At 69.1% G+C, this 13,303-nt stretch carries 3 protein-coding genes; 1 reads left to right on the top strand and 2 read right to left on the bottom strand.

Going from position 1 to position 13,303, the window contains the following annotated elements; all coding sequences use genetic code 11:
• The first annotated feature begins 186 nt into the window (after nt 1-186).
• Nucleotides 187-9,966, top strand: coding sequence for a non-ribosomal peptide synthetase/type I polyketide synthase (locus tag MXB90_RS06480; RefSeq protein ID WP_250042588.1), 9,780 nt, complete (start codon nt 187-189; stop codon nt 9,964-9,966).
• 9 nt (nt 9,967-9,975) lie between these two features.
• Here the strand turns inward: MXB90_RS06480 and MXB90_RS06475 are convergent, their stop codons facing one another.
• Together MXB90_RS06475 and MXB90_RS06470 are read right to left on the bottom strand one after the other, a co-directional pair.
• Nucleotides 9,976-11,592, bottom strand: a complete 1,617-nt coding sequence (locus MXB90_RS06475; protein ID WP_250042586.1) for a glycoside hydrolase 5 family protein — start codon at nt 11,590-11,592, stop codon at nt 9,976-9,978.
• A complete protein-coding gene (locus tag MXB90_RS06470; protein ID WP_250042584.1) occupies nt 11,589-13,145 on the bottom strand; it encodes a glucosamine inositolphosphorylceramide transferase family protein in 1,557 nt (518 codons plus the stop codon). The genes MXB90_RS06475 and MXB90_RS06470 overlap by 4 nt, the downstream gene beginning before the upstream one ends.
• Between the last annotated feature and the right edge of the window lie 158 nt (nt 13,146-13,303).

Raw genomic sequence — 13,303 nt, 5'->3', positions numbered from 1 at the left:
TTAAAACAGAGTCGCTTAATAGCCGGAATTGCCGTATCGTTTCTGCAATCATTGTCAGAAATAAGTCGTGAATTGACGGGAATCATTCGACTGTCGGGTCTTTCGCCCGGCATTGGGTGGAATTACGCCTAATGCACAATCGTCAGATCCGCCCGGTCTTCACGGCGCAAAGGCTGGGGGGTGCGGATGCAACAGCATGAGGTTGCCCGACTTGAGGCGCTGAATTTCGATCCCGCGCTTGGACTTTATGATTGTTTCGCCCGGGTCTGTGCGATCATTCCAGATCATCCCGCGCTTGTGTCTGGCGACCGCGCGCTCAGCTATGCCGAAACCGCCCGCGCGGCGGGGGCCATTGCGGTGGCCCTGATCGCGGCGGGGGTGGCGCCGGGGGACAGGGTTGCTATCGTGTCGTCCCGCGCGATCGAGGTGCAGCTGGCGATGCTGGGCATCTTGCGGGCGGGCGCGGCCTATGTGCCGCTGGACCCGGGCTATGCGCGCGAACAGATCGCCTTCATTCTGTCGGATGCGGCGCCTGCGGCGATCCTGTGTCCCGGGGCGCTGCGCGATCTTGTCGTGCCGCTCGCGGGACCGGGCGTTCCGGTGCTGGACATAGACGATTGCATCGCCCGGCCCGTGCCGGACGATCAGGTCTGGCCGCAGGCAACCGGCCGCGATGTGGGCTATGTCATCTATACCTCGGGCTCGACGGGGCGGCCAAAGGGCGTGGTCGTGGCGCAGCGCGCGATTGCGCGGATCGGCTTTGATCAGCCGCTGGGCCAGGTGCTGCCCGGCGATGTGTCGTTGCATTCCTCGACCATCGCCTGTGACGGCGCCTGTCAGGAATTCTGGCCCGCGCTTCTGGTGGGGGGCACGGTGGCGATCGTGGCGGTGGCCAAGCCGTCGCTGGACGATCTGGTTGCGGCGATCACGCGCCATCGGGTCACCGTCGCGCTGTTTTACACGGGTGTCTTTCATCTGTTGGCCGAACACCGCCCCGAGGCCTTTTCCGGCATGCGTCTGGTCTTTGCCGGGGGGGATGTGGTCGCCCCGGGGCATGCCCGCCGGGTCAAGGATCTGTATCCCGATCTGTGCCTGTGCAACCTCTATGGCCCGACCGAAGGCACCGTGTTCTGCACCACGCATCAGATCACGGCCGCCGATCTTCAGGGCGGGCCGCTTCCGATTGGCCGGCCCGAGGCGCATACTGACTGCTTCGTTCTGGATGAGGCGCTGCAGGATCTGGGCCCGGGGCAGGTGGGCCAGCTTGCCCTTGCCGGGATTGGCGTGGCCGATGGCTATCTGAACCTGCCGGACCAGACCGCGCAGCGCTTTGTGCCCGATCCGCGGCCGGGCCATGTGGGGCGGGTTTATCTGACCGGCGATCTGGTGCGTCAGCGCGCCGATGGGGTGTTTGAATTCCTTGGCCGGGTGGATCGGCAGGTCAAGATCGGCGGGCGGCGGATCGAGCTGGATGAGGTCGAGCATGTGATGCGCAAGCTGCCCGGCCTTGCCAATGCGGCGGTCGAGGTGATTGCCCCCGCCGGGGCCGACCGGCGCATCGCGGCCTTTGTCAAGCCAGCGGGCGCGATGCCGGGCGATGAACGGGCCTTCGTGCGGGACCTGATGGCGCAGCTGAACGCGGTGCTGCCCGAGGGCATGTTGCCGCGTTTCACGATGGTTTTGCCCGATCTGCCGCTGACCAATGCCAACAAGATCGACCGCAAGACGCTGGTCGCCCTGGCCCAGACGCGCCTTGCGTCCGAGGCGGGGGCCGGGCCTGCGCCCGATGCGGGCGACATGGGGCCTGCGCGGATGACGGCGATCATCACCGAGATCTGGCAGCAGATCCTTGGGCCTGGCCCGATCAGCCCCGAGGCCACGTTCTTTGAGGCGGGGGGAACCTCGTTGCAGCTGATGCGCGCCCATGCGGCGCTGGAATCGTGGTTGGGGCTGCGGTTCGACATCACCTTGCTGTTCGAAACGGCGCGGCTGCGCGATCTGGCGCTGCGGCTGGCCGACCTGGCGGCACAGGCGCCCAAGGCCGCGGCAGGCGCCGTTGCCGCGCCCGCCCGTGCCGCCCGCCCCGATCTGCCCCCGGGCGCGATTGCCATCATCGGGCTTTCGGGGCGCTTTCCGGGGGCCGACGGGTTGGACCAATTCTGGCGGCACATCCGCGCGGGTGACAACCTGATCCCGCGGTTCCGCCCCGATGAGATCGAGGACAGCTATACCCCCGACCAGCGCGCCGCGCCCAATTATGTGCCCGCCCGCCCGTGGCTGCCCGATGCCGAAATGTTCGATGCCCCCTTCTTTGGCATGTATCCGCGCGAAGCGGCGGTGGCCGATCCGCAGGGCCGTGTCTTTCTGGAAGTCGCCTATGAGGCCTTGGAGGATGCGGGCCATGATCCGCGCCGCTTTGACGGTGGCATCGGGGTTTTCGCGGGCGCCTCGCTTTCCACCTATCTGTTGCATAACCTGCTGGCCGATCGGGCCGCGTCCGACGATTTGACCTCGGGGTTTCAGGTCGGGAATTACAATGAACTGACCGGCAATGTCACCGACAGCGTGGCGACACGGGTGGCCTACAAGCTGGGGCTGACGGGCCCTGCCTTTTCCATCGGCACGGCCTGTTCGACCTCATTGACCGCGATTGCGCAGGCGGTGGTGAACCTGCGCGCGCGAGCCTGCGATATGGCGATTGCGGGCGGGGTGTCGATCACCTTCCCGCAACGGCGCGGGTATTTCTGCCTGGAAGGCGGGATGGTGTCGCCCGACGGGGTGTGCCGGCCCTTTGACAAGGATGCGGGTGGCACCGTCTTTGGCCATGGCGCGGGGGCGGTGGTGCTGCGCCGGCTGGAAGATGCGCTGGCCGATGGCGACCAGATCTATGCCGTGATCCGGGGCGTGGGCATCAACAACGACGGGGCAGACAAGATCGCCTATACCGCGCCGTCGGTCACCGGGCAAAGCCGCGCCATCCGCATGGCCTATGCCGATGCGGGTTATGGGCCCGAAACGGTCAGCTATGTCGAATGCCACGGCACCGCGACCCCCCTGGGCGACCCGATCGAGCTGCGCAGCCTGACGCTGGCCTTCGGGCCGGGGCAGGGGCCGGGCAGCTGTGCCATCGGCTCGGTCAAGGGTAATATCGGCCATCTGGATGCGGCGGCCGGGGTGATGGGCGTGATCAAGACCGCGCTGATGTTTCGCCATGGCGAAATCCCGGTGGTGGCGAATTTCCGTGCGCTCAACCCCAAGATCGACCTGTCGGATGCACCCTTCCGCGTGCCGGAACGCACCGAGGCCTGGGCCAGCGCAGGCCCACGCCGTGCCGGGGTCAGTTCGTTCGGCGTGGGTGGCACCAATGTGCATCTGACGCTGGAAGAACCGCCCCCCCGCCTCGATCCACCCCGCCCCGATACCGTGCAGATCCTGCCCCTGGCCGCGAAATCGCCCGAGGCGTTGGCCGCGATGCATGACAGGCTGGCCACCGCGTTGGCGGCGGCGGATGCCCCGGCGCTGTGCGATGTGGCCTTCACCCTGCAAGAGGGGCGCGCGGCCTATCCCTGGCGCAGCGCGATTGCCGCGCGCGACCTGGCCGGTGCGGTTGCCGCACTGCGCAAGGCCCCGGCGGTGCGCCGCCCCGCCCCCGATGCGGCCCCGGCGGTCGCCTTGATGTTCCCCGGTCAGGGGTCGCAATACCCCGGCATGGGCAGCGGGCTTTACCGCAGCGAACCCGAATTCGCGCGCTGGATCGATCAGGGGGCCGAGATCCTGGAACCGATCCTGGGGCTGAACCTGAACAGCCTGCTATGCTTTGCCGAACCCTCGGATGTCGATGCGGCGCGGGCGCTGCGTGACACCCGCCTGACCCAGCCGACGCTGTTTCTGACGCAATATGCCTGCGCGCAGCTGTGGCTGGCGCGGGGGGTGCGGCCCGCCGCGATGATCGGCCATTCGGTGGGCGAATTCGCGGCCGCCGCACTGTCCGGGGTGATGGATTTCGAAACCGGCCTGCGCATCATCGCGGCGCGCGGTCAGCTGATGCAGGATCAGCCCGGGGGGGCGATGCTGTCGGTGCGCGCCAGCCTGGACGATCTGGCCCCGCATCTGGATGGCAGTGTCGATCTGGCCGCGCGCAATGCCCCGCAGCTGAACGTGCTGGCCGGCAGCCATGAGGCGATCGCGGCCATGGCCGACCGGCTGCAGGCCGCAGGTCTTGCCTGCAGCACGCTGCACACCTCGCATGCGTTTCATTCGCGCATGATGGACCAGGTTTGCGATGCGCTGGCGCGCCAGATCGCGGGCGTCACGCTGCATGCGCCGCAGATCCCCTGGGTCAGCTGCGTCAGCGGCACCTGGATCACCGAGGCCGAGGCCCGCGACCCGGCCTATTGGGCCGGTCAGGCGCGCCGTGCGGTGAATTTTGCCGATGCTATTGCCACCCTGGCCGCGTCCCGGCCCACGGTCTTGCTGGAAACCGGGGCGGGGGGCGTGCTGTCGGCCTTTGCCGCGCAGGCGCTGACGCGCGATGGCCATGCCGGGATCGTGCAGTCCCTGCCCGATCACACCCGCCCCGTATCGGATGAAGAGGCCATGGCGCGGGCCTTCGGGCGGCTGTGGGCCTTGGGCGTCGCGGTGGATTGGGCGCGCGCGGGTCCGCGCGGGGCACGGCGCGTGTCGCTGCCCGCCTATCCGTTCCAGCGCAAACGCCACTGGGTCGATCCGCCCGCCGCCTCGGCCCATCCCGTCGCACTCGTGCAAGCCGATGCCCAGCCCCTGGCTGTAACCGAAAGCCCTGCCATGACCATGACATCCGCCCCCGCCGCCGCCAATCCCGCCCCGCGCAAGCCGCGCCTTGTGGCCGAGCTTCTGGCGATGCTGTCCGACCTGTCGGGCGAGGATCTTGCCCCCGAGGATGCGGGCGCAAGTTTCCTGGAACTGGGGTTCGACTCGTTGTTCCTGGGCCAGTTCACGCAGCGGCTGGCCAGCGTCTACAAGACCAGCCTGACCTTCCGCCAGCTTCTGTCGGATTATCCCAGCGCCGAGGCCTTGGCCGATCACCTGGACCAGACCCTGCCGCCCGAGGTGGCCGCGCCCGCCCCGGCGTTGGCCCCGGGGGTGCCCGCCCCGGCGTTGGCGCAGACCGCCCCAGTCGCGGTGGCACCGCTGCCGCCGCCCGCCACTGGTCTGGCGCAGGTCGTGCAGGCCCAGATGCAGACGATGCAGGCGATCTTTGCCCAGCAGCTGGCCGCCCTTGGCGCGGCGCCCGGGGCCCAGGCCGCGCTGCCCGCCCCGGCCTCGCTGGCCGCCCCATCGCGACAGCTGGCGCCCGCGGCGGCGGACCCCACCCCCGCGGATGCGCCTGCGCCGGCCCGGCAGGGCTTTGCCATCGGGCGGGCGACCAATGCCGGTGGCGGCGATCTGACCCCGGCGCAGCTGACCTTTGCGCGCGATCTGGCCCAGGCCTACAGCGCGCGGTTCCCCAAATCCAAGGCCTATACCCAGCGCTACCGCCCGGCTCTGGCCGATCCGCGGACCGTGGCGGGGTTCCGGGCCGAGTGGAAAGAGATGGTCTTTCCGGTGGTGGCAGACCGGTCCAAGGGGTCGCGGCTGTGGGACATTGACGGCAATGAATTCATCGATTTCGTCAATGGCTTCGGTCAGACCGCCTTTGGCCATTCGCCCGATTTCGTGATTGAGGCGATCAACCGCCAGATGGCGCGCGGCTTTGCCATCGGCCCGCAAAGCGATCTGGCCGGGCCGCTGGCCGAACGGCTGACGTCCTTCTTGGGCCATGACCGGGTTACCTTCTGCAACACCGGGTCCGAGGCGGTGATGGCCGCGATGCGGCTGGCGCGGGCGGTGACCGGGCGCGACCGGATCGTGGTCTTTGGCAATGATTATCACGGCCAGTTCGATGAGGTTCTGGTGAAGGGCAAGGGCCGGGGCGGTGTGCCCGCGGCGCTGCCCATAGCGCCGGGGATTCCGCGCAGCGGGCTGGGCAACATGGTTGTGCTGCCCTATGGCGCGCCCGAAAGCCTGGACTGGCTGCGCGCCAACGCATCCGAAATCGCCGCCGTCATCGTCGAGCCGGTGCAAAGCCGACACCCCGAACTGCGCCCGGCAGAGTTTGTCCGCGCGCTGCGCGCCCTGACCCAGGACAGTGGCGCAGCCCTGGTGATGGATGAGGTGGTGACCGGCTTTCGCGTCGGGCCGCGCGGGATGCAGGGCGAATGGGGCATCGAGGCGGACATGGCCACCTATGGCAAGGTCGTGGGCGGGGGCATGCCGATCGGGCTTCTGGCGGGCAAGCGGCGGTTTATGGATGCGCTGGACGGGGGCGAATGGGCCTTTGGCGACGCATCCGGCCCGCAGACCGCGCCGACCTTCTTTGCCGGCACCTTCGTGCGTCATCCGCTGGTTCTGGCCGCCGTCGGCGCGACGCTGGACCATATCGAGGCGCAGGGCGATGACCTGTGGCGCCGGGTGGCCGCGCGCACCGGCCAGCTGGTTGACGAAATGAACGCGCATCTGGCGGCCCGCGGCCTGCCGCGCGCGGTCGAGGGGTATTCCAGCTGGTTCATCATGAACCTGACCGATCTGGACCCCAATGCCACGCTGATCTTTCCGCTGATGCGGATGAAAGGGGTCCATGTGCAGGTGGGCTATGCCGGGATGGGCACCACCGCCCATTCCGAGGCGGATTTCCGGGCCTGTGCCGAGGCCTTCGCCCAATCGCTGGATGACTTGCGCGCGGTGGGCATTCTGGCCGATCAGGGCGGCGCGGCGGCGGTGTCTGCCCCCCCAGCCGCGCCCGTGGCCCCGCGCCGCGACATCCCCCTGACCGAGGCGCAGCGCGAGATCTGGATGACCAGCCAGCTGTCGGATGAGGCGTCTTGCAGCTTCAACGAAAGCGCCTCGTTGGTGTTGCAGGGCGATCTGGACGTTGCGGCGCTGGAACGTGCGCTTGCCCGTGTGATTGCGCGCCACGACGGTCTGCGCCAGCGCTTTGCCCGCACCGGCGCGACCTTTGACATCCTTGATCCCTTCCCCCCCGCGCTGCCCCTGCAGGACATCAGCGGTGTGCCGGATCCGCAGGACGCCTTGCGCGCGCTGCTGGCCCGGGACGCGGCCACACCCATCGATCTGGTGCAAGGCCCGCCGCTGCGGATGATGCTGGTGCGGCGGGGCCCGCGTGATCATGTGTTGGTGGTGACCGCGCATCACATCGTCTGCGACGGTTGGTCCTATAACGTGGTATTCACCGATTTGGCGGCGCTTTACACCGAAGAGACGGGCGGCCCCGCAGCCGACCTGCCACCGGCACCCTCATTCGCGGCTCATGCTGCGGCCAGTGCATCGACCCGCCCGCGCGCGGAAACGATTGACCATTGGCGCAGGGTCTATGCCGATCTGCCGGATCTGCCCGCGCTGCCGACCGACCGGCCCCGTGGCGCGGTCAAATCCTACGCCGGGGCCACGGTCACCGCGCAGATCCCCGAAGGCGTGATGCGCGGGGCGCGCAAGGCGGGCGCCAAACAGGGCTGCACCCTGTTTACGACGCTGTTTGCAGCCGTTCAGACCGTTATCTCCCGCCTTAGCGGGTCGGATGACGTGGTTCTTGGGGTTCCTACAGGCGGACAGGCTTTGCTGCCCAACCCCGATCTGGTCGGGCATTGCGTGAATTTCCTGCCGATCCGCGCGCCGATCGATCGCCGCGCGCCGATGGCGCAGCATCTGGCCCGGGTGCGCGATGCGGTGATGGCTGCCTTTGACCATCAGGATTGCACGTATGGCACGCTGGTGCGTGAACTGGGGATCGAACGCTCGTTGGGCCGGTTGCCGCTGACCGAGGTGCAGTTCAACCTGGAAAAGCTGGCCGAGGGCATGGCGATGGGCGGGCTGCAGGTGTCCACCCATGCCAACCCCAAGACGGCGGTGAATTTCGATCTGTTCTTCAACGTGGTCGAACGCCGCGACGGGCTGCGGGTCGATGTGGATTACAACTCCGATCTGTATGATGAGGCCACGGTCCTGCGCTGGCTGGGTCACCTGGAAACCCTGTTGGCCGAGATGGCGGCCGATGCCGACCGACCCGTGGGCACGATCCCGTTGCTGCGTCAGTCCGAAACCGACTGGCTGGCCGAGGGGCTGAACGCCACCGCGGCGCCGATCCCCGACGGCACGCTGCATGGCCTGATCGATGCTGTGGCGCGCGCGATGCCAGACCGCATCGCGATCGAGGATGCGGGCGGGCAGATGCGCTATGCCGATCTGCTGGCCCGCGCCGATGCCGTGGCTGCGGCGGTGCAGCGGCTGTTGCCCGCGCCCGGCGGTCGGGTGGCAGTTTCGGTCGCGCGCGGGGCCGATTGCGTTGCGGCGATGCTGGGGGTGCTGAAGGCGGGCCATGCCTATGTGCCGCTGGACCCGCTGCAGCCGCCTGCCCGGCTGGCGGCGGTGATCGGCGCGGCGCGCGCCGATGTGGTGATCCACGATGGCGCGGGCGCGCCCGATCCTGCGGCGGGCCGACCCTGCATCGCGCTGGCCGATCTGGCCTTGGGCGCGCGGCCCGCGCCCGTGGTCGATGATCCGGCGGCCACGGCCTATGTCATCTTCACCTCGGGGTCCACCGGCGTGCCGAAGGGGGTAGAGATCGGCCACCGCGCGGTGGTGAACCTGTTGCAATCCATGCTGCGCGAACCGGGCCTTGGTCGTGATGATGTGATGCTGGCGGTCACCACCACCAGCTTTGACATCGCCGCGCTGGAACTGTTCGGCCCGCTTTTGTGCGGGGCCAGGGTGGTGATCGCCCCGGCCGAGGATGTGCTGGACGGCTTTCGTCTGGTCGCGCGGCTGGCGCAGGGCGATATCACCCATATGCAGGCCACGCCCACGCTGTGGATGATGCTGCTGGAGGCGGGGCTGACCCCGCATCCGGGGCTGACCATGTGGTGCGGGGGCGAACCTTTGCCCGCCGATCTGGCCGGGCGGCTGCTGGCCGGGGGCGGGGCGCTGTGGAACCTGTATGGCCCCACCGAGACCACGATCTGGTCGGCGGTGGACCGGGTCGCCCCGGACGGGCGCATCAGCATCGGCCATCCGATCGCCAATACCGAATTGCATGTGCTGGGTCCGCTGGATGAGCTGGTCCCCCCAGGCGCGGTGGGCGAGCTGAACATCGGCGGCGCGGGGCTGGCGCGGGGCTATTTCGACCGCCCCGACCTGACCGCCGAGGCCTTCCGCGAGGTGGTGGTCAACGGCCGGGCGCGGCGGCTTTATCGCAGCGGCGATCTGGCGCGGCGGCTGGCGGATGGGCGGATCGAGCTTTTGGGTCGGCAGGACGGGCAGATCAAGCTGCGCGGTTTCCGGATCGAGTTGGGCGAGGTCGAGGCGGCGCTGCGCGCCATCGACGGGATCGCGGCGGCGGCGGTGGCGCTGCGGCCCGCGCCCCAGGGCGGTGATCTGCTGGTCGGCTATCTAGTGCGCGACCGCGACCATGCCGATCCGGTCGATCCTGCGCCGATCCTGGCCGCGCAGTTGCCCGGCTATATGGTGCCCACCGCCTGGGTCAGCCTGAGCGATCTGCCAAAGACGGCCAATGGCAAGCTGGACCGCAAGGCCCTGCCCGCGCCCGAGGCGCAGGCCGTCGTCACCCCGCTGCGCACCCCGGCGGCCACCCCCACCGAACAGGCGCTGGCCGCGATCTGGCAAGAGGTTCTGGGCCTGGACGAGATCAGCACCACCGATACGCTTTATGCCCTTGGCGCGGATTCGCTGACGGTGTTCCGCATCGCGGCGCGGATGATTGATGCGGGCCTGAACCTTGAGGCGCGCGACCTGCTGCGCCATCCCACGATCCGCGATCTGGCCGCCCATGCCGATGCCCGGGGCACCGATGATCCCGGCCCGGCCCGCCCGTCGCTGCGCGCCTTCCGGGGCGGGGCGCGCAGGAACGCGGTCTGACGGGGCGCGTCAGGGCAGGGGCCCCACAATGCTGATCCGGCGGCGCAGGGCGCCGTCGCCATTCGGGCCGGCGGGGGCGGCCTCAAACTCCAGCCGGTCGCCGGGGGCCAGGGTCAGCTCCAGCGCTGTGACGGCAAATGGGTCCGGTCCGGTCTGGCCCTGCGCGACCAGGCCGCCGTTGTGGCGGATCTCGATCCGCGACGGCTCGGCCCCCGGGGCGGCCTGCCATTTTGCGGTCACGCGATAGCGCCCGGCATCGGTGGCGCGAAAGCGTTCGACGGCGTGAAAGGGGCCATCGGCAAAACGGGCGGTGGTGATCCAGTCATCGGTGATGCGCAGCGGATCAAGGTCCGGCGCCCCGCGATAGGACCCCCACTGCCCGTCGATGATTTCCAGCGGCGTCAGGCCCAGCCCGGGACGGCGCGCGAAATAGGACCATGGCGGGGTGCCGAACTGATAAATCGCATCGGCGACGGCCGGGGTCTGGTCCACGCGCAGGTCAAGCCCATCGCCCAGCACCACGACCGGATCATCGCCCAGCCGGTCGGGGGGCGGCACGGGCTGGCCCGCGGCGTCCAGAAATTCCGCCGGGCCGTTGACCCGCAGCACCCCGCCCGTGCCCCAGACCACGAAGGCCCGCCCCTCGGTGCCGAATTCATAGATCCGCGCGGTTCGGGTGGGGCTGCGATCGCGCGGCCGGCCCTGCGGCAAAAGCCGGTCCTGCAGCAGGCGAAAGGCGGCGGCGGCAGGCTTTTCCTGGCCGTCGGTCGCCAGCAGGCCCATGTTCGGCCACCAGGGTTCATCCACCAGCGCATACCAATAGGCATCCTGCACCCCCGCCGCCCCCATGATCGCCACCATCTTCAGCATATGGGCGGGCGATTGGCCCGGATCCTCGACCCATTTGCCGAATTCGGTGACGATGATCGGCTTCTCGCCACCCATCTCGCGCATCAGCGCGCGCAGGCGGGCCAGTTCCAGATCCAGCGTTTCAGGGTGTTCGCGGTAGGGATGGACCGAGATCGCATCGCAATGCTCCAGCGTGCCGTGGCGAAAGGTGTCACGCAGAAAGCCAAGCGCCAGCGTGTTGACCCCGGTGCAGACGATGGGCGGGCGGTCGTCGGGGCCCAGCCGGGCGGCCAGCGTGCCCGCCATGCGGGCAAAGGCGCGGGCGGGGGCGGCGGCAAAGGGTCCATGCAGGAATTCGCGTGAATTGACCTCATTTCCCAGTTCCAGCTGATGGATCGTGCCGGAATAGCGCGCCAGCATCGCGGCCAGAAACTCGGCATAGGCGGCGCGGCCCGCGCCTGTGTGGGGCGTCTGGCCCGCGTCATGGGCGGGGTGGCCATCCAGTGTGACGATCTGCACCTGAAGGCCGCGCGCCGCGATGGCCTGCATGTAGACATCCGCGCGGGCGAAATCATATTGGCCGGGCGCGGGTTCGGCATCGGCCCAGGCGATTTCGTCGCGCAGCATCTGCGCGCCCAGATCCGCCGCCCGGTCGATCAGCGCAGGTGACCAGCCCTGTTCGAAATGCGTCTGCACGCCCAGCCGGAAGGGCGCATCCTGCGAAAGGGCGGGGCTAGACAGAAGCGACAGGCCAATCAGCACACCTGCCCGTTTCATGGGCTGAACCAGTCGAACACATGCCGCCCGCCTGCCACCGACAGGTGGTGCAGGCCCCCGGCACCGGGGCGGTCGGCGGGGGTGAAGCGGCGCACCAGCCTTTCGCGATAGCCCTGAAGGTCCAGCCGCTCGATCTCCATCAGGTTCAGGCCATAGCCATAGACGCCGTGGGCATTGATCTGCGAGGGGCGGATAAGCCGGCCATCCTGCACGATGACCGATCCGGCGTTGCGCGCGACCGGGCTGCCCATCACCACCGGGTTCAGCGGATGCGGAACGATCCGGCGCAGATCGGGCCCGTCGACCGCGAACAGATGCAGGCTGCTGGAATGTTCCTGATACAGGGCATGATCGGACAGGTTGGTGAACAACCACCATTGCCCGGCATGCAGCAAAAGCGTGGAATCGGCCAGATACTGGCCCTGAAACGCGGTGGCATGCAGGGTCCAGCGCAGGGGGAAATCGGTGGCGCGCCAGATTTCAAGCCTGCGGTTGCCCTGGGTTTCGGGCAGCATGTAGATCGCGCCGCCCGTCGCAAAGACCTGCGGGAAGGACAGGTGATAGTCGCACCGCAGCGCCGGGCCAAGCGGCACAAGGCGGTCGCCATCCAGGCGCGCGGCCTCGATCCAGCCGCGGCCATTGTCGCGGTCCTGCGCCTCGTAGAACAGATGCAGGGCGCCCGCGTGGTCGAACAGGAACGGATCGGCCATGGAAAACTGCTGCCGCGGCAGGTCGATCGCGCGCGCCGGATTCAGCGCCAGCGCATCGCCCGTGCCGATCGCCAGCCGCCAGTGGGCGCGCCCCCGGTGCAGCCCCTCGCGCAGGCGGTCGTCCAGGCGCCGGGCCAGCCCTTTTGACACCCGGGCCGCGTAATTGGCCAGTGCCAGCCGTGCCGGGGCGGCCAGCGGCGGGGCGGTTTGTGCGGGCATCGGCGCGGGGGCCTGCGCCTGGTGGGCCAGCGCGCGCAGCAGGAACAGGGCGGCCTTCTCGCGCAGGAATTCGGCGGTCAACCCGGCCAGCAGCTTGGGGTTGAAATCGGCGCGATCCAGAACCACCTGACCCGGCCTGTCCGCGCGGCGCGCGCGGATTTCAATGGGGATGGCGCCGTCGGTGCAGGCGTCAGGCGCAAGCAGCAGCCAGTCGGGGATGGCGCCTTCGACCCCGCCTGCCGCCAGCGACCATTCGCCCAGGCCCGCCAAGGGCAACTGATCGGGGGCAAGGCGAAAGCGGTCCAGCGCCAGCGCCAGATCGGCGCGCGCCCCCGCGCTCGCGTCGCCGCCAAGGTCGGCGAGGGATGTGACGTATTGCCATGCGGCATCTGCAGGGTAGTGCGGGGTGATGAATCGGCTCAGCGCGCGTTCGGCGCGCATCGTGGCGCGAACAAGGCGCGGGGGGGTAACGGGGGCGGCATTGGCCCGGCCCGTGATCCTGCCCGCCAGAATCAGGCGCGGATCGGCCAGGATGCGGTCAATGACCAGCGCCTGCCAGCCCTGCGGCAGCCAGCCCGGCCCCGTTACCAGCGCAATCCGTAGCGGGGTGGCAGCGTCAGCCATCGCCGGATGCGCGCGCGCGGGTCGATGATCCGGCGATGTCCCTTGCCACCGTCATGGCGCGTTCCCTTCCCGTGACGCATCGGCGGGCCGCGCGGGCGCCCTTGCGTGGTGGGTGCGGCCCAGGGGCCGCCATAGGGGAAGTGTTTGCGGGGCCGGGG

The organism is Phaeovulum molybdatiresistens, from assembly GCF_023544865.1.
Taxonomy (GTDB): domain Bacteria; phylum Pseudomonadota; class Alphaproteobacteria; order Rhodobacterales; family Rhodobacteraceae; genus Pontitalea.
Note: the sequence above shows the minus strand (reverse complement) of the source record. Positions and strands in the feature narration are given on the sequence as shown.

Excerpts from the sequence above, each read along its gene's own strand:
- MXB90_RS06480 (WP_250042588.1), top strand. The coding sequence starts at position 187 with ATGCAACAGCATGAGGTTGCCCGACTTGAGGCGCTGAATTTCGATCCC.
- MXB90_RS06470 (WP_250042584.1), bottom strand. The coding sequence starts at position 13,145 with ATGGCTGACGCTGCCACCCCGCTACGGATTGCGCTGGTAACGGGGCCG.
- MXB90_RS06475 (WP_250042586.1), bottom strand. The coding sequence starts at position 11,592 with ATGAAACGGGCAGGTGTGCTGATTGGCCTGTCGCTTCTGTCTAGCCCC.